The 21,130-nt window shown below is 58.9% G+C and carries 20 protein-coding genes; 8 read left to right on the top strand and 12 right to left on the bottom strand.

Going from position 1 to position 21,130, the window contains the following annotated elements; translation table 11 throughout:
* Nucleotides 1–239 precede the first annotated feature (239 nt).
* Genes hcp through tssB form a run of 6 tightly spaced genes read right to left on the bottom strand, consistent with a single transcriptional unit; the run spans nt 240 to nt 6,556 of the window.
* Nucleotides 240–731, bottom strand: a complete 492-nt coding sequence (gene hcp, locus ABLV52_RS15305; protein ID WP_023289393.1) for a type VI secretion system effector Hcp — start codon at nt 729–731, stop codon at nt 240–242.
* A gap of 4 nt (nt 732–735) precedes the next feature.
* Nucleotides 736–2,442, bottom strand: a complete 1,707-nt coding sequence (locus tag ABLV52_RS15300; protein ID WP_348890566.1) for an OmpA family protein — start codon at nt 2,440–2,442, stop codon at nt 736–738.
* Nucleotides 2,439–3,128, bottom strand: a complete 690-nt coding sequence (gene tssL / locus ABLV52_RS15295; RefSeq protein ID WP_023289391.1) for a type VI secretion system protein TssL, short form — start codon at nt 3,126–3,128, stop codon at nt 2,439–2,441. Before tssL ends, ABLV52_RS15300 begins: the two co-directional genes overlap by 4 nt.
* A complete protein-coding gene (gene tssK, locus ABLV52_RS15290; protein ID WP_176221038.1) occupies nt 3,125–4,468 on the bottom strand; it encodes a type VI secretion system baseplate subunit TssK in 1,344 nt (447 codons plus the stop codon). Before tssK ends, tssL begins: the two co-directional genes overlap by 4 nt.
* 9 nt (nt 4,469–4,477) lie before the next feature.
* Nucleotides 4,478–6,022, bottom strand: a complete 1,545-nt coding sequence (gene tssC, locus ABLV52_RS15285; RefSeq protein WP_023289389.1) for a type VI secretion system contractile sheath large subunit — start codon at nt 6,020–6,022, stop codon at nt 4,478–4,480.
* Nucleotides 6,023–6,064: 42 nt separating this feature from the next.
* Nucleotides 6,065–6,556 carry a type VI secretion system contractile sheath small subunit gene (gene tssB / locus ABLV52_RS15280; RefSeq protein WP_023289388.1) on the bottom strand — a complete coding sequence of 164 codons (492 nt, stop codon included), beginning with the start codon at nt 6,554–6,556 and terminating at the stop codon, nt 6,065–6,067.
* A 600-nt stretch (nt 6,557–7,156) separates the two neighbouring features.
* Here tssB and ABLV52_RS15275 point away from each other — a divergent pair.
* The gene (locus tag ABLV52_RS15275; protein ID WP_348890565.1) at nt 7,157–7,723 is read left to right on the top strand and encodes a DJ-1/PfpI family protein; all 567 of its coding nucleotides are present in this window, start codon (nt 7,157–7,159) and stop codon (nt 7,721–7,723) included.
* Between the two features lie 142 nt (nt 7,724–7,865).
* Here ABLV52_RS15275 and ABLV52_RS15270 read toward each other — a convergent pair whose 3' ends face one another.
* The gene (locus ABLV52_RS15270; RefSeq protein ID WP_032452582.1) at nt 7,866–8,627 is read right to left on the bottom strand and encodes an SDR family oxidoreductase; all 762 of its coding nucleotides are present in this window, start codon (nt 8,625–8,627) and stop codon (nt 7,866–7,868) included.
* A gap of 108 nt (nt 8,628–8,735) precedes the next feature.
* Between ABLV52_RS15270 and ABLV52_RS15265 the strand changes: the two genes are divergently transcribed.
* Entirely contained in the window at nt 8,736–9,650 is a 915-nt protein-coding gene (locus ABLV52_RS15265) for a LysR family transcriptional regulator (RefSeq protein WP_348890564.1), read from the top strand.
* A 302-nt stretch (nt 9,651–9,952) separates the two neighbouring features.
* The gene (locus ABLV52_RS15260) at nt 9,953–10,141 is read left to right on the top strand and encodes a hypothetical protein (RefSeq protein WP_023289384.1); all 189 of its coding nucleotides are present in this window, start codon (nt 9,953–9,955) and stop codon (nt 10,139–10,141) included.
* Between the two features lie 45 nt (nt 10,142–10,186).
* Here the strand turns inward: ABLV52_RS15260 and ABLV52_RS15255 are convergent, their stop codons facing one another.
* Genes ABLV52_RS15255 through opgC form a run of 5 tightly spaced genes read right to left on the bottom strand, consistent with a single transcriptional unit; the run spans nt 10,187 to nt 14,352 of the window.
* Entirely contained in the window at nt 10,187–10,654 is a 468-nt protein-coding gene (locus ABLV52_RS15255; RefSeq protein WP_348890573.1) for an ATP-binding protein, read from the bottom strand.
* Nucleotides 10,655–10,673: 19 nt separating this feature from the next.
* Nucleotides 10,674–11,012, bottom strand: coding sequence for an STAS domain-containing protein (locus tag ABLV52_RS15250; RefSeq protein ID WP_023289382.1), 339 nt, complete (start codon nt 11,010–11,012; stop codon nt 10,674–10,676).
* Nucleotides 11,002–12,216, bottom strand: coding sequence for a SpoIIE family protein phosphatase (locus ABLV52_RS15245; protein ID WP_060590975.1), 1,215 nt, complete (start codon nt 12,214–12,216; stop codon nt 11,002–11,004). The genes ABLV52_RS15250 and ABLV52_RS15245 overlap by 11 nt, the downstream gene beginning before the upstream one ends.
* Before the next feature lie 8 nt (nt 12,217–12,224).
* Nucleotides 12,225–13,124, bottom strand: coding sequence for a hypothetical protein (locus ABLV52_RS15240; RefSeq protein WP_044522506.1), 900 nt, complete (start codon nt 13,122–13,124; stop codon nt 12,225–12,227).
* 10 nt (nt 13,125–13,134) lie between these two features.
* Nucleotides 13,135–14,352, bottom strand: a complete 1,218-nt coding sequence (gene opgC / locus ABLV52_RS15235) for an OpgC domain-containing protein (RefSeq protein WP_348890563.1) — start codon at nt 14,350–14,352, stop codon at nt 13,135–13,137.
* A 276-nt stretch (nt 14,353–14,628) separates the two neighbouring features.
* Between opgC and ABLV52_RS15230 the strand changes: the two genes are divergently transcribed.
* Genes ABLV52_RS15230 through ABLV52_RS15210 form a run of 5 tightly spaced genes read left to right on the top strand, consistent with a single transcriptional unit; the run spans nt 14,629 to nt 21,128 of the window.
* Nucleotides 14,629–16,446 carry a glycosyltransferase gene (locus ABLV52_RS15230; RefSeq protein ID WP_348890562.1) on the top strand — a complete coding sequence of 606 codons (1,818 nt, stop codon included), beginning with the start codon at nt 14,629–14,631 and terminating at the stop codon, nt 16,444–16,446.
* Nucleotides 16,443–17,774 (top strand): DUF3131 domain-containing protein, encoded by a 1,332-nt coding sequence (locus ABLV52_RS15225; protein WP_264980431.1) that lies wholly within the window; start codon nt 16,443–16,445, stop codon nt 17,772–17,774. The genes ABLV52_RS15230 and ABLV52_RS15225 overlap by 4 nt, the downstream gene beginning before the upstream one ends.
* Nucleotides 17,771–19,318: a DUF3131 domain-containing protein gene (locus ABLV52_RS15220; protein WP_348890561.1), complete on the top strand. Its 1,548-nt coding sequence runs from the start codon at nt 17,771–17,773 to the stop codon at nt 19,316–19,318. The genes ABLV52_RS15225 and ABLV52_RS15220 overlap by 4 nt, the downstream gene beginning before the upstream one ends.
* On the top strand, nt 19,303–20,697 hold the full coding sequence (locus tag ABLV52_RS15215) for a DUF3131 domain-containing protein (protein WP_348890560.1): 1,395 nt from the start codon (nt 19,303–19,305) through the stop codon (nt 20,695–20,697). Before ABLV52_RS15220 ends, ABLV52_RS15215 begins: the two co-directional genes overlap by 16 nt.
* Nucleotides 20,694–21,128: a hypothetical protein gene (locus tag ABLV52_RS15210; protein ID WP_023289374.1), complete on the top strand. Its 435-nt coding sequence runs from the start codon at nt 20,694–20,696 to the stop codon at nt 21,126–21,128. The genes ABLV52_RS15215 and ABLV52_RS15210 overlap by 4 nt, the downstream gene beginning before the upstream one ends.
* Nucleotides 21,129–21,130 lie beyond the last annotated feature (2 nt).

Raw genomic sequence — 21,130 nt, 5'->3', positions numbered from 1 at the left:
CACGCTACCGCCCGTCGCTGTTCCCCAACAGGAACCCATAGCGCACAGGGTCAGGCAGGCAGATTGTGTTTTTCTTTGCTGAGTACCCGCATCTCAGGCATTCAGCAAAAAACGGCGGACAGAGAAACGCTGTCCGCATCAGGCGATGGCCCTCCTTACTCCCCGGTCGCATAGATAACGATGCGACCGGGGTGAGCGAACGCCGCCAACGCGCCTCCGGCGCGAAGAATGACGGGCAATTACGCGGTAGCGCGTTCGTTCCAGCTATCGGAATGAATGATGTTGCCGTCTTTATAGGTCCAGATGATCTTCTCGTAGCGCAGCTCGATCTGTTCCAGATGGTTGTGCTTCTCGTAGGCAGGGTCTTTGATGTCGTGCATCAGAGGATTCACTTTCACCACCTTGACGTTCTCAAGCGTGGTGTTGAAATACTCCACTTCCTGGCCAGCATCGTTGATCCGATACCACTTGAACTCGGCGGATTTCAGGGTCTGACCGGTGGTCACCGCCTTGTACAGGTAGGGGCTGGAGGAGTCGATCTCCTTGGTGAACAGGAAAGGCGTATGGATCCGCGTGCCGGTCAGTTTGCCGGTGTTGTTATCGGTCGGGATGTACAGGTTATGCTCCTGGGCCACCACTTCGATACTGCCTTCACGATCCTGAACGTCGACAGACCCTTTAATGTCCGCGCCGCCGTCGTCTTTCAGCCAAAGATAAACAGGAATTGCCATGGAATTACTCTCCATTGTGTAGTGAAGCGCCATCATCCTGGGATGACGCAGAGGGTTTGTCCGGTAACCGGCAGGCGTCGACCTGCGGCACCAGACTGATTTCGACACGTCGGTTCAGCGCCCGGCCTTCCGGCGTGTCGTTTGTTGCAATTGGGCGGCTTTCGCCATAGCCCTGAACGGCAAAGCAGCTATCCGGCACGTCGCCGGTATCGCGCATCCAGTCGCGGACCGATTCCGCGCGTTTCAGCGACAATAGCTGGTTGGCTTTTTCATCACCGACGCTGTCGGTGTGGCCCGCCACCACGATCAGCCACCCGGGCCTGGCCTTAATGTCCACCAGCGAGTGGACCAGCTGCTTTGTCGAACCGGGTTTCAGTACCCATTTCCCGGTATCGAACAGCGACATGCTGTCAAGGCGGATGACGTGCGGCGCGACGCGCTGCACCGGCCTGGGGGGCGGTGGCGGCGGCACGTAGCGGCGAATAGCCTCCAGCAACGGCAGGCGAATCCGCTCCCCGCGATATAAGCCAAGACTCAGGCGCAGCGGGACGCCGTTACGCGCCCAGCTATCCAGCAGCGCGGCATCTTCACGCAGCACCCTGACGGCGCTGGCTTTTGCCCCATAATCATCCATCGCGATCCGCTCATAACGGGCAATATCGACGCCCACGCGCTGCAGCAGTTGTCGATTGTTCCAGCCACTGCTGAGCAGCGCGGCGACAGCCGCAAGAGTGAAAATAGCGAGCGCCGCGCGCCCGGCCCTGCCCCATGGCGTGAGCCCCCGTCCCGCCGGTAACTGCGACAGGATGAAATCCGGCAAGGATGACGCATCCGGGGTGTCGGTCTCGCCTGGCTGCCAGCCAGCTACCCGCGTCAGGCCGGTATGCCGGGATAACCACCTCGTCCATGCCGACGACGCCAGGCTCCCGGCATGGGTGGGTCCGATCCCCCAAAGTACGGCCGCTGGGGTCAAGGGTGGCAGGTCGGCATTCTCCTCCGTTAACACGGCAAGGACGTGCCGTTCGAACCAGCCCATCAGGCTGTTCATTAACACCTGCTGCTGCAGCGCCGCCGCGCCGCCGACGCTCAACCAGGTCGACACAGAACAGGGGGCGCAGGATGGCTGCCAGACTTTCACCGCCTCACCCGGGAACGCCGCCTGCCAGAGCAGACTGGGGCTCATCGCGCTGCCCACCTGCCCCTGCAGCGCCAGCGGTACGGCATACCTCGTCTGCTGCCGCAGCTGGCTGATTTGCCAGCGCAGGGCCAGCAGGGCGCTGGTCAGCGCGTCGCTTTGCGCGTGCCGCTGCGGGCAGACGCAGAGCAGCACCGACAGCTGAGGCCCCCACTCCGGTCGCTGGCTTAATATCTGGCGCGCAACCTGCGGCAGCTCCTCCGTCTTTTCCACCCGGATCCAGCAGCCCTGTTTGACGACCCGCACCGGGGACGGCTGCGGCCAGACACACGGCAAATCGCCGCAAACGAGGACTACCGGCTGGCGATAAGCGATCGTCGGAAGTTCGTGCAGGGTTGACGAGACGTGACGTTCGGCACCACGACGGGCAATACGCCAGATCGCGATAATCAGGGCCAGCGTGACCAGCAGAATGAGCCACGCCCCCCTGCGGGGAACCGGCAAAAATAGCAGGCACACCAGCGCGCTCAGCAAGCCTGCCCACAGCGCCAGCCCGCGCTGCTGGGCGGGGCTCATTTCACCTCCCCCGGCAGCAGGGTCAGCAGCAGATGATCGAGCCAGTGGTTCAATCCCCACCACAGAGCCACGACCACCGCCACGCTCAGCCCTGCACGTACCGGCCAGGAGGCCAACCAGCCGCTTATCCCCAGTCCGGCGCGGCTCTCTATCAGCACCGGAGCGCCCTGCGGACAACGGAAAGGCGGGACATGTTCACTGAGCGCGTTGACCAGCTTCAGGCGCTCCGGGTCGTGGAGGGAGCGAAAGCTGCCAACAAAACCCAGCAGCATCACCCGCTGAAAACAGGTGACCACAGCCAGGTCGGGCGTCGGATCATGCAGAACCTCGCGCATCCGCTCGCACAGGGTGTCGCCGGCGTCCATGGTGCCGAGAAAATGCCCCTGCAGCGGAATGTCATACCACTGCAGGCAGGCATCATCCTCCACGCCGCGCCCTTTCACGACTTCATCGAGCAGCGCGCACTGGGCGGTGAGAATATGCTGACAGCTGACGTCATCAAGCCCGCTCGCCTTCAGCTCAGTTTGCACGCGCTCGACATCAGCAATACACCGCTGCCATAGCGTGTACCCCTCCTCATCGCGGAACTGCGGGCCATGGCGCAGGCTGATAACCTGCAGCCAGGTGTTTTGCAGCAGCGCATCGATATCAATGGACGCGGCGTTGCCGCGTTGACGTTCATTCACGTTCGTAGTACCGCAAAAAGTTCAAGTTCAGGCTCGCCGAGCATCCCCGGGACGTAGAACATACAGGTACCGCTCTGCAGCATTTCCGTCGCCAGAGGATGGGACACATCGAGGCTGAAATACTGGTTTTCCAGACGCAGCGGGATCGCCGCCGGCACATGACGCAATGGCGTCAGGGGCACCCCAGTCCGCGAGGAGTTGACGATGGCTTTGACATGATCCGGACTGCCCACTTTGCACTGCCGCGGAAACTGTTCCTGCAGCTGAGCGACCGGTACCGACGAACGAACTGACAGATAGTAATCCGCCCCTTCCCGCAGCCGGGCATCGTGCAGACGCGCCTGCCAGAAGTGCAGCCGGGCATCATGCTCCAGGGCAATCGCTACCACCCGCGACGGCAGGCTCGCCTCCAGCAGGTCGCTGAGTAAATCAAACAGCGGCGGAAAAACCGCGTTCAGCTGGTCATGTTGATAGATCGGGACGGCATTCGCCTGATGGGTCAGCGAAAAGGTCAGCAGGCAGCCAGCCAGGCGCGCCAGCTCCGGATAGAGGCGTTCCGGCGGGCTTTGCCGGTAACGCAGAAAATAACCCAGCACCGGCTCAGCGCTGTTCAGCGCGTTCAGCAACCAGAACAGAGAGACATCGGCCACGGCAAAATCAGCCATCCGTTCATTGCTCTCGCGACGCATGGCCATCAGGCGCGTCAGACGAGCCCGGAGCTGAGTAAGCAGCAGTTCAAGCTGCGTCGCCAGCCAGCGGCTGCCCTGAATCTGCAGCAGCGGCGGGAGAAACGTCTCGTCGATGAGCCAGGCCCCCTGCGAATCCCGCAGCAGGCGTACCACCGGACAGGTCAGGTAATCGCTGTTATCCTGATGGGCGAAACGGAGGGACAGCTCCGGCTGCATGACGGCAATCTGCCGGGTATCATCCCCGAACTGGTTGCGGACATCGCGCCAGCGCTGCCGGAAGCGCACCGGCCTGTCGGCCACATCATCAGGCTTCAGGCAGTTGCCGCCATTGGCCTTCATCAGAGGCAGCGCCAGCATCACCACTCCCGTGCGGGATTCGCCCTCCAGCGACAAAGCCGGCGGCAGCGCATCGGCATTGTCCGTATCAATCATCGTGCCATCCTGGAACCGGACCTGCAGCCTGTGAGCCTGCAGGCGGCCCAGTTTGAGCATCTCTGGTTCGAAGGTCGCCTCAACCACTCCCCAGGGGTGGTTGAGGCCCATCCGGGCAATCGCTTCCGCAGCCCAGGCGGCATACGCAGCCTGCTGTTGAAAATGCTGGGGCGACACCATAATGCCCCGGCCCCATAACGGACGTTCGGTTTTCATCATCGTCCGACCCTACGCCTTCGCCTTCGGCATCTGGCTGACCAGCGACAGATTGACGTCCAGCCCCTCGACCTGGAAGTGCGGCACGGCGTACAGCTTCACGCGGAAGAAGCCCGGGTTGTCCTCGATATCTTCCACCACCACGCTGGCATCGCGCAGCGGATGGGAGGCCTGCAGCTCGTCGCCCGGATCGGTCATTTCGGTAACCAGGCTCCGCACCCAGGTGTTCAGCTCCAGCTCCAGCAGGCGCCGGTCCTTGGTGGTGCCGATATTCTCGCGCTGGATCATCTTCAGATAGTGCGCGATGCGCGACAGCAGGAAGATATAAGGCAGACGCGCGTTAATGCGGCTGTTGGCGGTAGCGTCGGCGGTATCGTACAGCGCCGGTTTTTGCGCGGAGTTGGCCGAGAAGAAGCAGGCGTAATCGCGATTTTTGTAGTACGACAGTGGAATGAAGCCCAGGCTGGCGAATTCAAACTCCCGCGTTTCCGGGATCATCACTTCGGAAGGGATCTTCACCTGATTGCCGGTGCCCAGATCGTACAGATGGATGGGCAGATCTTTCACCGCGCCGCCGGCCTGCGGGCCGCGGATCTGCACGCACCAGCCGTTATTGACAAAGCTCTTCACCATATTGGAAGCGAAAGAGAACGCCGCGCTGGTCCAGAGATACTTTTCGTGGTCCGGCCCCTTCACCTGCTCGACATAGTTGAAGCTGCGCACCGGCACGGTGTCCGGACCATACGGCAGACGACCCAGCACGCGCGGCATGACCAGGCCGATGTAGCGGGCGTCGTCGGTTTCCCGAAACGCTTTCCAGCGAATATATTCCGCACGTTCGAAGTAGTTACCGATATCTTTGATGGCGGCGACCTCTTCCATGGTCTCTTTCAGGAAGAAAGCCGGGCCGACGGCGCCGATAAACGGCATGTGGGCGGCAGCGGAAACCCGGGAGATATTGCGCAACAGCGCCACGTCCTGCGCGCTGGCGTCGAACTCATAGGCCGAGATCAGCGAGCCGATCGGCTCGCCGCCGGGGGTGTCGTACTCCGCGGTGTAGGTGTGCCAGTAAAGGCCGCTCTGAATCAGCTCCGGCGCATCCTCAAAGTCCTGACGCAGATCGTCCTTTGAGACGTCGAGGATCTCCGTTTTCACGTTCTGGCGGTAGTCGGTGTTGTCCACCAGCTGTTTGAGGCCGCGCCACAGGGATTCGACCTGCTGAAACTCCGGATGGTGCATCACTGCGTCCAGCTGGCGGCTTATCTGGAAATCCAGTTCAGCGATATGGTGGTCAATCAGCGTTTTATCGAGCTTTTCCACCCGCTGGCCGGACTGGCGGATGCGCTCCATAAACACCTGCATCGCCGCGGTCAGACGCTCCGCCGCCGGCGCCTCGGAGAGCGCGGCATCGTCCAGAAAGTCGTTGATGTTCCCGAGGCGAGAGGCCGGGGCGAGATTGATTTTTTCAAACAGCGACGCGTAAACGCCCTCGCTCGCCGTGTTTTCCTGCAGCGCGGTTTGCCCCTGAACAGGGCTGTTTTCTGTGGTAACAGACATTAGCATTTTCCCGGTTATTCCATTAACAGACTTGCCCCGCCATTATTTCGGAGCAAGCGCACTCATTTCGTCGCGTAATTCCTGTGACAGCGCCGGATCTTTCAGAATTGCCTCGAGCTCTTTTCTGAAAGTGGCGTTATCAAGCAGATTGGATTTGAGATCGCGTAATAAATTACGCATCGCCAGCATGGCGCGGAGTTGCGGAATTTGCCGGGCAATCTGCTCCGGTTCAAAATCGTTGATATCGGTAAAACGCAGCCTGACGTTCTCCTCTTCGCCATTGCCAGCCAGCGTATTCGGCACCGAGAGATTCACCTCCGGGCTAAATTCCGAAAGTACGCTGTTAAAGTTATTTTTATTGACGTTAATTTTTTCTCTTTCCGATAATGGCCGGTTTTCTTTACCGTGACTAAAATCGCCAATGGTAAGTAGCTTTAATGGCAGCTCAACCTTTTTTTGCACGCCGCCGGTGTGGAGAGATAATTTAAGATTAATGCGAGCCTTAGGCACTTCATTCTGGAACGTATCAGCCATAGCAGTTCCTTTCCTCAGGGAATAATTATTGAAGAGTTGACGGTAAAATCCTGAGGATAATAAAACAGAAATAGATTATCGATCAACTTAACAAGAAGATTTATTGAATATACTCACAAGGTGAATGATTTCATTTTCCATTAGCGCCAGGATAAATATTTAATAAATAAATACAAAACCTAAAACAATAATAAAAACAAATTACACCCCAAAGAAAAATATAAGAATAAACATAGCGATAACAGCACCTGGAATTAAATCATCCCCTCGCAACGCAATTTATCGTCACCCGCGCGGCAAAACATGCAAGAGCAACCTTTTTCCCAGCAACTGGTTTGCGCTAACCGGCCAGCGAACGTGACGAGGAATGACCGCGGACCCAGCGATATGTTCCTCCGCAGACAGTCGTCAGTGGCTGAAGAGCCTATTTTTCTGGGCGACTGACCACAGCGCGATGGCGAAAAAAGTTGTCGTTACCAAAAAAATATGAACCCGGTTACAAGATGCGCACGCCACCGTCTTCGGCCTCCTGAGGAGGTCGCATTCTGCGGATCGCCAGGCTATATCTATGACACCTTTCTCCCACAACGAGTAAAAATAATGAGCAAGAAGATCCTGATGCTGGTCGGCGATTACGCTGAAGATTACGAAACGATGGTCCCTTTTCAGGCACTGCAGATGATTGGCCACCAGGTCGATGCCGTCTGCCCGGATAAAGCCGCCGGCGACTATGTGATGACGGCGATCCATGATTTTGACGGAGCCCAGACCTACAGCGAAAAGCCGGGGCACCGCTTCACCCTGAACGCCGATTTTGCCGCGGTGAAGGCCGAGAATTACGACGCGCTACTGATCCCCGGCGGCCGCGCGCCAGAGTATCTGCGTCTGAACGAACAGGTCATTAAACTGGTCCAGGCGTTCGACGCCGCGCGTAAACCTATCGCCGCCGTCTGCCACGGGCCACAGCTGCTGGCCGCCGCCGGGATTCTGCAGGGGCGGACCTGCAGCGCCTATCCGGCCTGTGCCCCGGAGGTGCGCCTGAGCGGCGGGCATTATGCCGATATCGGTATCGATCAGGCGCATGTTGACGGCAATCTGGTCACCGCCCCCGCCTGGCCGGCACACCCGCAGTGGCTGGCGAAATTCGCCGCCCTGCTGGCGGAGTAACGCATTTTCTCTGACTAAGTGAACGACTATCGCCGCGCTGGCGCTCTCTTTGTTACCGGCCCGGCGGTTTTCGAACGGCCGTTTCCGCTGCCGCCGAACCTGATTCAGCTCAGCGAAACGCTGGCCGGATTGTCTCCTCGCCTCAGATGCGCATTCCCCCGGAAACTTCAATGCGCTGGGCATTAACCCAGCGATGATCATCGGATAACAGCGAGGCGATCATCGGCCCGATATCCTCTGGCACCCCCGGTCGGCCAAGCGCCGTCATGTTCGCCACCGCCTGAGCGACCTGCGGGTTATCCCGCACCACCCCGCCGCTGAAATCCGTGGCGATGGCGCCCGGCGCCACGCAGTTCACCGTGATCCCGCGGCCGCCCAGCTCAAACGCCATATAACGGGTCAGGGTTTCCACCGCAGACTTCATGACTGCATAGGGCGCCCGATTCGCCATCACGATACGGGTCAGTCCGGACGAGATATTCACAATTCGCCCGCCATCGGCCAGCAGCGGCAATAATTTTTGGCTGAGGAAAAAAACACCCTTCACATGGATGCGATAAAGCGCATCGAGCTCCGCTTCGGTAGCGTTCAGAAACCCCATGCCGCTGGCATTGCCGGCATTATTGACCAGGTAATGAAACCGATCGGCCCCCAGCTCCGCCAGGGCCGCCTGAAAGGTGCTGACAAACCCGTCAAAGGTGTCGGTTTCGCCGGCGCTGAAGGGCAGCGCGATCGCCCGCGAGCCCTGGGCTTCAACCCACGCGACCACATCGGTCGCCTCGGCGAAATGCGCGTTGTAGGTCAATACCACATTCACGCCGCGCTGAGCCAGCGCTTCAACGGTCGCGCGGCCCAGGCCACGGCTGCCGCCTGTCACCAGGGCGATTTTTGCGCTATTGTTCATGTTTTCCCCTTTTATCTCTGCTGAAAACATGAGCGATTATAGGCCTCTGAATGCCGACGATAAGACCGCATGGTGCGACAGGATTGTTTTGCCAGCTGGAACAATGTCATGGATAAACTGGATACCCTGACCCTGTTCGTGCGTATCGTCGAACGGGGTTCGTTCAGCGCTGCCGCCGCGGATCTGGGTTTTTCCCGGCCGGTGGCGACCGCAGCCATTAAGGCGCTGGAGGCCAGCCTTGGGGCGCGCCTGCTGCAGCGCACCACCCGGCACGTGCAGCCGACGGCGGAGGGGTCGCTGTATTATCAGCGCTGCGTCTCCATCCTGGCGGCCCTGGAGGAGGCCAACCGCAGCGCCGGAGGGAGCATCTCCGGCACCCTTCGGGTGGACGTAGCGGGCAATCTGGCGCGAACCCTGCTGCTGCCCGCGCTACCGCAGTTTCTCGCCCGCTATCCGGCCATTACCTTGCAGATTGGCGAAAGCGAGCGCGACGTCGATCTGGTCCGCGAAGGGGTAGATTGCGTCATTCGCGGCGGCCATCTTCCCGATAGCGAGATGATTTGCCGGCCGCTCGCCATGCTGCAGGAGATCACCTGCGCCAGCCCGGCCTATCTCGCCCGGTACGGTACCCCGCATACGATTGACGGGCTGGCGGGACACGTGACGATCGGTTTTGTTTCATCGCGTACGCACCGTACCTTGCCGCTCAGTTTTACCCTGGATGGCCGCCAGACCGAGGTCAGTTTGCCCTGTCGGCTGCTGACTTCCGATGCCGACGTCGGCGCCGAAGCGGCCAGGCTGGGCTTTGGCCTGTATCAGGCACCCTTCTCCCGCCTTGAGGCCGATCTGGCATCCGGTGGGTTAACGGAGGTGCTGGCTGATTTTCGCCCTGCGCCGCTGCCGCTCTCCCTGCTCTATCCCAGCAGCCGGCAGCTCTCTGCCCGGGTACAGGTATTTATCGACTGGGTGACGGCGCTGATGAAGGCGCCCCTGGCGCAGCAGGCATCCGGAAGGCTAAAATAACGTTTGCTATTATTTGCGGCTCGTGCGTTAATCATTAAGTCGATTTACCAGACGAAAAATTATTATCGAAGCACGTGTTCTCATCTCCAGGCGTTATCCCTGATACCACCTTCCTTTGAGCAGTCCCGTTAGTATTTTGCTTTTTCTGTAAACAGGCCCTGTCAGATCCCTGTTGGCTCGTTAAAAAAGCCCTCCGTCTGACCCAATACCCGGCTTACCACTAACAAAAATCAGCCGCGTTAATTTCCCTGAAAACGACCATTGTCTTTTCAACAGAACATTACCCATACAAGGTTTACATTATGATTGAACATATCCATTTTAGATGCCCATGCTGCCATGGCTCCCAGTACAGAACGTCCCAGTTTGACGTGACGGAAAAAAATCCCTTTGGTGCGAAATGCATTTTCTGCAAATCGGCCATGATGACCTTAGATACTATTCGCCCTTATCACTTGGGCGCGCTGTCCACCGCTCAGGCACAGCCATAAGACGATGAAGCTGGTGAACGCGGGCGGGAAAATCCCCCCGGTGATTCACCTGGGGGCAACCTCTGGTCCTTCACCTGACGCACCGTCGGTGGAATGGCGAAGGCCGGCATCCGGCAAAGCTTTTATCAGGGTCGTCACATTCTCCCCGGCGCGGGTTTCCACATTAAAATAGTCCACCGCGCGCAGAATGAGCCGCAAACCTCTGCCGCTTTCCGCTAACGGATCGACATCGAAGCGCTCATCGCTACGCGCCAGCGCCAGGCGCTCGGCCGGAAAGACCTCTCCTGCATCAATAAAGCGCAGCGTCACCCGGTCCTCCGCTGCGAAAAATTCGACACGAAAAACGCGTTGCCGATCCTCATGCAGCGCATAGCGAATGATATTGGTGGCCGTCTCACAGGCGGCAAGATCGAGCGCGAAGCGCCACTCCTCCCCGACGGGCAGCGGCGCCAATTGTTGAGTCAGCCACGCCGCCAGCGGTGAAAGCGAGCTGAGTTGGGCAGGAAACAGCATGACGTTATTCACGGGCGCATCACGGATTGAACTGCGCAAGGGCTGAAGTGCGATCCTCGCAAATACGAAAAATACGATCCATCCTGGTCAGGGTAAACATATTGCGGATGCCGGGGTTCAGCGCGCACAGTGTCATTTCTCCTTTACCATTCATCATTTTCATCAGCGAAACCAGCGTTCCCAAACCGCTGCTGTCGATAAAATCGATTTTACTGAAATCAACAATCAGATCGGTGCGATCTTCGCCTATCTCCTGAGCGATTGCCGCTTTAAAGGCTACCGCGACGGACGCATCCAGCCGACGCACCGCCGGCGTCAGGATCGTCACCGAGGCCTGCCGTTCGGTTTCAATTTTCATCACTGTCCCCTGTTCGTTCAATAATCAAGAGTGATACATCATCGGCCATCGCCTGAGTCTCCTGCCCGTCGCCACTGCGCCAGCGGATCAGGTGCCGGGCAAACCGCGGCAGCAGCGCGGGCAGCGGCTGCGTCACGCTGTCCTGCAGCCATGCGTGTAAACGCGCCTCGCCAAACTGTTCACCGCTCCGGTTTTCACATTCGGTGATGCCGTCGCTGAACAGGCACAGCCGCTCTCCCGGCGCCAGTGAGAAACTGACATCTGCCCACGAGAGATGGTCTATCAACCCCACCGGCGCCCCGCCGCTGCCGACCGGACGGACGGCTGCGTCCGGGCTCACGATAAAAGGCGTGGGATGCCCGGCCTGACAGAGTTTGCCCGCGCCGGTCTTCAGGTCGATGACGCCATAGATCAGGGTGAAATAGCTGACAATCTCTGTTTCGTCACTGCAAAAACGACCATTAAGGATCGCCACCACTTCGGCAGGCGACGCCGGCTGGTTGTCTGCCGTAAAAAGAAAGCGCTCAACGGCCCTGCCATGCAGAAACTGGCGGGCGACGGCGAGCGACATCATCGCCGCCCCCACGCCGTGTCCGGAGACATCCACGCAGTAAAATCCGAGCCGATCGCCCAACGGGAAGACGTTAAAAATATCCCCCGACACCCAGGCCGAGGGCAGGAAAATCCAGTCGGAGAAAAATCCCTGATGACGCAGCTGATGAGCCGGGAGAACCGACTGCTGAATGCGCGCCGCCAGCTCCAGATCCTGTTCAATCTGTCGCAGCGCTTCGCTCAGCCGCGCATTGCGCGCGGCGAGGTCAGCCTCAAGGGAGAGGATCCGCGACCCGGCGTGCAGCCGCGCCCGCAGTTCGCTCTGCTCTACCGGTTTGCTGAGAAAATCATCGGCCCCGGCCTCAAACCCCTGCGTTAAATCGCCAGGGTCTTCGCGAGCGGTAAGCAATATCAGATAAACGTAGTGACCAAACTGGCGACGGCGAACTTCCCGGCATAGCGTCAGGCCATTCATCTCTGGCATCTCCCAGTCGCTTATCACCAGGCTGACGGGCTGGTTTTCGAGGATCGCCAGCGCGGCGACGCCGTTTTCCGCCTCACTGACGATATAGCCCCACTGCGTCAACATCCGGCTTAGCAGCCGACGATAAACCAGCGAATCTTCAACAATCAGGACGTGCTGTGCCGACATCGCGCCTCCTAAATCGGCAAGAACCAGATAAGGCTGATCGTGCCTTCACGAAACTTGCCGCTGCCGCTGTCGTGCCCCGGATAGCGGGTACCGGCATAGTTGGCATACTGCACAGAGAACGATCCTGGCGTATAGCCCGCGTAGCCGAAACTGTAACTGTAGTCGCCATTCCACGGCTGCTGCTGGCTACTGTCCGGATACCAGAACGCGGTAGCGCGCACAAAAAAATGCTGCTTAAAGGTATATCCGCAGCCGCCGAGCAGCACGTTTTTGTTTTTGCGGATGTCATCGCTCTCCAGATCGTAATAGCGCGGCACCCAGCTGTAGCCTACCTGGCAGATAATGGCATCGCCTTTGTTAATCAATAGCGCATGCTCCATGGGCTTCGGCAGCGAAAATTTATACGCCAGGGTAATCGCGCCCTGCTCAAAATAGGTGTGACGCTTGCTGCCCGAGGTCCAGAAGTGGTTATCGCCATAGTTACTGTAAACCAGGCTGACGGTGTTGGCATGCCAGTCGTCGTAGCCAAAACTATAGCGAAAATCGGCGGTATAGCGGCTGGTATCGGTCACTGGTAAACGGGATGTCACGTTGGCGAACCAGAAGCTGTAAGGCGAGTATTGCAGACTGAGGTTCAGCGTCTGATTATATTTTTTCTTCTGTTCTGCGCTGTCTGAGCTGTTGGGGACGGTCATCCACTGCTCTTTTAAACCCGAACTAAAGCTCAGCGCTCCGGAAAACACTTTGTCATTCCCGGAAAAAAGCCGTCCCCAGCGGCTGGTAAACACCCCGGCCTGCACCGGTTCACCATTTTTATCACGCAGCGGTTGTGCGTCGTTCTTTTCTGCTCCTTCGGCGCCTGCGATGGCGCACCATAGCGCGCAGGCCAGCATATATTTCTCCCGCATTTGCCCTTCCTTAGTTAGGTATCCAGCGTGCGGCGACGCGGTATTTGGCCATCAGCCACAGTACGCCCAGCGCGGCGGCATGGATCAAGGTGTTCACTATCCACGCCTGGCGCCACAGATCGAAGGTGACCAGTTGGCTTACGGCGAGCACGATGTAAACATGCAAAATAAAGGTGTAGAGCGAACGCTGCCCGAGCGGGATCAGGAACCAGCCTGCCAGCCAGTTCAGGGGGCGCCAGCACCAGGTCAACAGCAGATAAATAGTGACCATCAGACTGATATCATTAAGGATCCGTACCGGCCCGAGGCCGTTTTTCGCCGCCCAGGTATGGTAAAAGGCGTTAAATTCCGCCGGTGGGATCACGTGCATCAGCAGCGCGGGCGGCATAAAAGGATTGGTATGATTCTGGGCGACAAACGCAAGGATAAGCGCGACGCACACCAGCGCCGCGACGGCGACTTTGCCGGGCGGCGTGCGGGCGAAAGAGATCAGTTCCGCTTTGTACCAGCCGCAGCACATTCCCAGCACAAAGATAAATTGCCAGGCCATCAGGGGAAAGGCGAATTCAAATTCGCAGGGCGTCACCCGTACCGGCCAGCGTTGCCAGCAGCCGTAGATCAGCAGCGAGACGCCCAGTAATGGGTAGACGTGACCCTTTTGCAGCATGCCGAGAAACAGCGGGCTGAGCAATAACAAAAAAATATAGAGACCGAGGATCTGCGTCTGATGCGGGCCAATCTGCAGATAAAGGATAATGTTAAACCACGTCTCTTTTATTTGTGGGGTTAGCGGATAAAGCGACCAACTGGTCCCGGAAAAGCGGTCGGTAAAATGAGTGACTTCATAGACATTAATATAGGGCAAATATCTCAGCAAAAGAAAAGAGACAATAATAATAATATTAACCTGATATATTTTCCAGGCGCGAAGATAAAGTCCCCAGCTCACCGTCAGTAATACGGCCTTTTGTAATCTGACACGATTTAGCATCCCTAACATGAAGCCGGACAGGATCACAAAGCCCTCGGCACCGGTGGTCAAACCAAATCGTTCCCAGCTGAAAATATTAAATATCGACATCACTTCCGTATGCGCCACCACCATCATCACGAGAGCAATACCGCGCATAAAGTCGATACGCAGGTCGCGATCCCCGGTCAGAGAGTAACGCCAGGCCGTTGATTTATCAGTTTCTTTTTGCGAAATCGCTGAAACAACCTGGCTCATGAGGGATCCTGTCGTCTACCCTGCAACAATTATTACAAATTATTTAGATAGTGTAGAATGCGCTATCTTGCAATGCTCATTTTATAAATTCCGCCTGCGCACATCACACTATGTTAAGTCATCCCGGTGACTATCATTTCGCGCTGTTGAAATTTTTACGCCACCATCTACACTCACTTTACTGTTATTTATAAGCCCCTGTGCGTTCTGCAGAACGCCGCCAATCAATAACAGACCAGTCATTCAAACTCAGCGCGGAATCAGGATATCCTTGCTATGGATTTTTATTTTTCCCGTTTTGAACATCGTCGACCGCCTGAGCCGCTCAGCACCCCGCGCTGGGTGAGGATGATCTGGCAGGTATTAGCCGTGGCCGCCCTGGTTCTCGGCGCCAATTATATTTACTGGCGCTGGACCGCGTCTTTAAATACCGACGCCCTATGGTATGCCGTTCCGCTGGCGCTGGCGGAAACCCTGGCGTGGATTGGCACAGTCCTGTTCACCATTAATTTATGGCAGGAAAAAGATCCTCCGCCAGGCGTCCCCCCGACGGAGATTAACGACTGTCTGCGAGCGGATGAAGCGGTGGAGTCGAGGCCGATTAAAGTCGATCTGTTTATCGCCACCTACTCCGAAGATGTGGAGCTGGTCAGGCTGTCGATCCGTGACGCCATGCGGATGACCTATCCCGGTCCGCTCGACTATAAGGTGCATGTTCTTGACGACGGGCGTCGCCCGGAGATGAAGGAGGTCTGCGAGCAGGAGGGGGCGAACTATATCACCCGTCAGAGCAATATCGGCTATAAGGCCGGTAACCTGCGCAACGGGCTGGAACATACCGATGGCGACTTTCTGATCATCTGTGATGCCGATACCCGCGTTTTCCCGACCCTGCTGAGCAATACGCTCGGCTATTTTCGCGATCCGGACGTCGCCTGGGTGCAGACCCCGCAATGGTTTTTCGATCTCCCGGAAGGGGAGGATCTGGCGCGCTGGCTCCGGCGTAAAGCGGGCGGCGCAGGCTACGGCGTGGGCTGGCTGGCGCAGAAAATCGTCGGTCCGGTGACCATTGGTCGCGATCCGTTTTTCAACGATCCGCGCATGTTTTACGACGTGATTTTACGGCGCCGCAACTGGGCTAATGCCGCATTCTGCTGTGGCGCCGCCTCCGTTCACCGACGGGAAGCGGTGATGCAGGCCGCGCTGCGCAGCTACGTCTGGAGCGTTGACGCCGAGATCGCGCGTCATACGCGGGATATTCGCGATCCGGCAACGCGGGAAGCGCTGCAGGAGGCCATGCGCCCCCACGTGGCCTTCGATACTGAACTGACGCCCTATAAGTTCCACGTCTCGGAAGATATTTATACCTCCATCCTGCTGCACGGCGACGCTGCCCGCCGCTGGCGCTCGGTAATGCACCCGCGGATCGAGTCGAAAATGCTCTCGCCGCAGGATATGCTGACGTGGATGATCCAGCGCTTTAAGTACGCCGCCGGTTCGCTGGATATCCTGTTCCATGACAACATTTTCAGCCGCCGCCGCTTTAAACTCTCGCTGCCGCAAACGCTGATGTACGCGACCACCTTCTGGTCCTATCTGGCCTGCGTATGGAATACCGTGTTCCTGATTTCACCCATTATCTATCTCTTCACCGGCATTCCCCCGGTGTCGGCGTGGTCTACCCCTTTCTATCTGCACTTTTTACCCTTTTTTATCGTCTCCGAACTGGCCTTTATGTTCGGCACCTGGGGTATTTCGGCCTGGGACGGCCGGGCCTCTTACCTCTCCTTTTTCTCGATGAATCTGCGGGCGCTAAACACCGTTTTGCGCGGGGAGCAGATCAAATTTCACGTCACGCCGAAAGAGCGACAGACGGGCCGTTTTCTCTATCTCGTCAAGCCGCAAATTGCCATCGTTATACTCACCCTGACGGGGCTGCTATGGGGCGGCATCCAGGTGGCGCGCGGGCAGGTTGACGATCCCTCCGGGTACGTCATCAACATTTTCTGGGGCGCGGTGAATATTGCCGCCATGCTGCCGCTGATCTTCGCCGCCATATGGACGCCCCCCGAAGAGCAGGAGGCAAGTCGATGAGGATCCGCGACGCCCTGCTCCCCGCCCGAAGCTACCTCACCATCCTCATTGGCTTCCTGCTGGGTTTTGCGATTGTCGTGTGGGTGGAAAAACAGATGCCCGCGCGCGTCGAGAGCAGCGGTGGGATGACGTTGAGCCAGGATTTTCCGCCGCTCCCTGCCCCGCGCGAGCTGACCTTTGACGAGGCGATCTGGGCGCGAGTGGCCTGGCAGTATTATGTGAATAATACTCAGCCAAACGGTCTGGCCAACGCGCACGATGGCGAACCCTGGCTTAGCCTGTGGAGCGTCGGCAGCTATCTTTTCGCCGTGGTCGCCGCAGAGCAGCTGCATATTGTGACCGCCGCCGAAGGTGATGAGCGCATTGCCGCCGCCCTGTTTACGCTCGGTCAACTGCCCCTCAACGCCCAGGGATTGCCCGCCGCTCAGTACCATGCCGACACGCTGCAGATCCTCGGCAACCCGGACTCCTCCGCCATCGGTATGGGACGCCTGCTCACCGCCCTGCAAACGCTGCTCTGGCGCTATCCTCAGCACGCCGCCGCGGTGCGGGATCTGTTTAATCAGTGGCGGGTCGGCGCGCTCATCAGCAACAGCCCCGCCAGCCAGGCCGCGGCGCCGCTGCACCACTGGGCGCTGGCGGCGGATGAACCGCGGGACAGCTTTGGCTACCGGCTGTACGCCAGCCATACGCTGCGGCTGATCGACAGCGCCGCGGGGCTGGCGGTGACCAACCCGCCGCAGGGGCAGCAGATGATCGATATCGACGGCATCATGGTGCCCGACGAGGGGCTGCGCACGCCCTGGGGTCGGCAGCCTTCGCTGATCAGCCTGCCGTACCTGCTCACCGGGCTTGAGCTGGGCTTTGACGCGCAGAGCGCGGAGATCGCCTGGCGCATCATGCAAATCCAGCAGCGCCGTCATAGCCTGAGGGTCAGCAAGCCGCCGGTCAGCACCGACTACGCCGAGCCCGCGCCGGATTATGCCAGCGCGCTGGCGGACCGGCAGCCGCAGAGCGCCTTCGTCCCGCGCAGCGCCGCCCCGGAGCAATCGGCGATCACCTCCACCCGCACCGCCTTTGCCTGGTACGCCCTGTTCCGTAATAGCTGGAGCGAAGCGCTGCGCCAGCAGGTCCAGACGCTGCAGGTCCCGGGCAGGGGCTGGCAGCGCGGGTTAAACCTCAACCGCAGCGTCAACGACGTTATTGACGGCGATACCAACGCGATCGTGCTGGAAAGCCTGGCCTACATTTCCCGGGGGCAGATGCTGTGTCTGGCCTGCCTGAGCCCTGCCCCTCTCCCCTCGTCCTCAGCAGGAGCAACGCCATGAAGCTGATCTATTTATCCCGTTTTCCCCTGCTGGCCGGACTCATGGCGCTGTGGCTCTCGCTCTCCGGCGCGCAGGCCGCGACCGGTCTGCCGGCTGCGGAATACGCCCCGCGCAGCGGGGAGCTGACGCCGAGGGAGATGACTATCGCCAGAAACGCCTGGCAATATTTCGTCGCCAACTTTCAGCCCACCACCGGGCTGGTCAATGCGGTGAACAAATACCCCTCCACCACCATGTGGGACAGCGCCTCCTATCTGGCCGCGATGACCGCGGCCCGTGAGCTGGGGATTATTGATAAGGCGGAGTTCGACCGTCGGATGCTGAAGTTTCTCGCCACGCTGAATAAGCTCGATTTATTCCGTAACGAATTGCCCAACAAAGCCTATAACACCGTGAGTGGACAGAAGGTGAACTACCAGAACAAGCCGGGCGAAATCGGCTATTCGGCGCTGGATATCGGCAGAATGCTGATCTGGCTGAAGGTGATCAAGGAGCGCTATCCGGAATACAGCAACAGCATCGATAACGTGGTGCTGGGGTGGGATTTCAGCCATGTGGTCGATCCCTGCGGCACGCTGTACGGGGCGTATCTGGAAAACGGCCAGCCAAAATACGTTCAGGAAGGCCGCCTGGGCTACGAGGAGTACGGCGCGGCGGGCTTTCAGCTGTGGGGATTTAACACCTGTCAGGCCAGCCGGCCGCAGCCCTACGAGCTGGCGGAGATTTACTGCGTGCTGGTCCCCTATGATTCGCGCGACCCGCGGCAAACCAGCCAGCATAACTATGTGGTCAGTGAATCTTACGTGCTGTATGGCATGGAGTTTGGCTTTGATAATCCTGCTGACCGGAACAACAGCCCGCGCGAGTACTCCCATCCATGGATGAAAAACTTTGCCGACCGGGTCTATCAGGCCCAGGAGAATCGCTACGCCATCACCGGGATCCTCACCGCCCGCTCCGAGCATCAGCTCGATAAATCTCCGTACTTTGTCTATGACACGGTGTTCAGCGATGGTTTTAACTGGAACACCATAACCGACAAAGGCCAGTTCGTACCGAACAGCGCCGCCGTGTCGCTCAAAGCGGCGATGGGGATGTGGGTGCTGTGGAACTCGCCCTATACCGATCGTCTGCTGGACGCCATTGAAAACGCGAACGAAGCGGGTAAAGGCTATTACGAGGGGCTGTATGAGAACGGCGACGGGCCAATCAATGAATTTACCGCCAACAATAACGGCATCATGCTGGAAGCGCTGTTGTTTAAAAAAGAGGGCAAACTGCTGCAGTTTTCCAGCGACAATCCGAAAAACCGCAATTTCGCCCCGTCGCTGTGGGACAAGAAGCTGGTGGATCTCTTTGAACCGAATAACGGCCCGCGCAATCGCCCGTTCCTGAGCAACACCCCGGCCGTCAAAACATGGTGCGAGCAGACCGGGACCACGCAGCGCATCCAACCCGCCTGCCAGGCCTGCCAGTGCGCCGCCTGCAAGGCTGACGAGCCCGTTAAACTTCCGCCGGTGACAGCGCAATGCTTAAAACAATAGCACGCTGGCTGGCCGTCGCCGTCGTCCTGCTGCTTATCGCCCTGTCGCTGTTTGGTCGCGAAGGCGCGGGGTGGCGCTGGCTGACTAAAGGCGGCTGGCACACCACCGCCCGTATCAGCAGCCTGACGCCGCAGGAGCGGACGTGGGCGCAGATCGCCTGGCGGTACGTCGAGAACAATACCCAGCCGCATACCGGCCTCGTCAACGGCAGCGACAAACAGCCCCGCGCGACGCTATGGCAGATGGGCGACACCCTTATCGCCCTGCTCGCCGCCAGAGAGCTGGGGCTGGTAAAGGAAGCGGAATTCGACGCCCGCCTGACGCCCCTGCTCGGCACCCTCAATCGACTGACGCTAACCGACGGCGGTTCGCCGGGCAGGCTATACTCCACTCAGACGGCGACCCCTGTCGACTTCAGCGGCAAACCGGCGGGGAGCGGCTGGTCAGCGAAAGATATGGCGCGACTGATGCTCGCCCTGCGGCTCACCGCCGAACGCGCGCCGCAGTATGGCGAGTACATTGATAAAATTATCCTGCGCTGGAACTTCTGTCCGGTGATCGATAAAGACGGTGAGCTGTGGTCCGCCTCACTGCAGAACGGGCAGCGGACGATCCGCGAGGAGCTCCGGCTGGGAGACAGTGAATACGCCGCCAGCGCGTTCCGCCTGTGGGGATTTCCGGCCGGCAAAGCTCTCTCTCCCCCGGCGCGCCATGTGATTATTTATCAGCGCCGCCTCGCCGTTGACGACCGCGACCCGCGAACCACCTGGCAGCCCGTGGTGCTCTCCACTCTGCCCGCCATGCTGCCGGGACTGGAGTTCGGCTGGCAGCCGCCTGGCGTGTCGGAAGAGGTACAAAAAGCCATGCGCGCCCGGGCGGAAGGGATATGGCTCAGCCAGAAAACGCGCTGGACGCAGGATAAGGTGCTCACCGCCCGGGCCGATTTTTCGCTTACCCAGGCGCCCTGGCACGTGGAAGACACCGTCTGGGGAAATGGCTACGCCTGGAATACGCTCGGGGACGATGGGAAATACTACCCCCGGCTGGCGCAGGTGACCACCAAAGCAGTCTTTGTCCTGTGGACGCTGTGGGAAACCGAGTATACCGATGCGCTGATGGCGGTCACTACCCATCTTAACGACCCGCAGCGCGGCTGGTTTGAAGGTCGGGTCGAGGCCACCGGCGACGTCAACGCCACCCTCACCCTCTCCACCAACGCCATGGTGCTGGAGGCGCTGTTTTACAAACACAACGCCGGGCCGTTGTTCAAAAACGGCCTCGCCGATGACAACAGCTACTTTGCCCGCCGCGCGACGGACGAATTTAACCCGCCCCGCCGCTGCCTGCCGGGCGAACGGGTCATGAGGAGCGCACCATGAAGTTTTATCGCGATCTCTTTGAAGCCAGCCTGAATCGCGTCGTACCGGAGCACGACAAACAGCGCTTCTTCGAGGCCTTCTACACTACTTTTATCCATATGTCTGCGGAAACCGAGCAGCACTTCTCACAACGCTCCGGCGAAGAAGGCCAGCAGATGATCTTTAAAAGCTTTTTCGCCATGCTGGCGGTCAACGGCGACCTCTTTGTACCCGATTTCCTGGAACGGCTGGCGCGGGCGCAGAGCGAGGAAGGCCTGCGTCTGCCGCCGCGTTTTTTTGCCCTCTGGCGGGAAGCGATGCTCAAAACCGTCCGCGCCAGCGATCCGCTGTGCGATGAGGAGATCCTCACCGCATGGGCAATGGCCATCGCCCCTGGGCTTGAGTATCTGCGCCGCCAGGCGGAGCTCCACTATCAAACCGCTGGCCAGTAATC

Origin of the sequence: Klebsiella sp. GB_Kp056 (assembly GCF_040064755.1) — a bacterium.
In the GTDB taxonomy this organism is placed as follows: domain Bacteria; phylum Pseudomonadota; class Gammaproteobacteria; order Enterobacterales; family Enterobacteriaceae; genus Klebsiella; species Klebsiella quasipneumoniae.
Note: the sequence above shows the minus strand (reverse complement) of the source record. Positions and strands in the feature narration are given on the sequence as shown.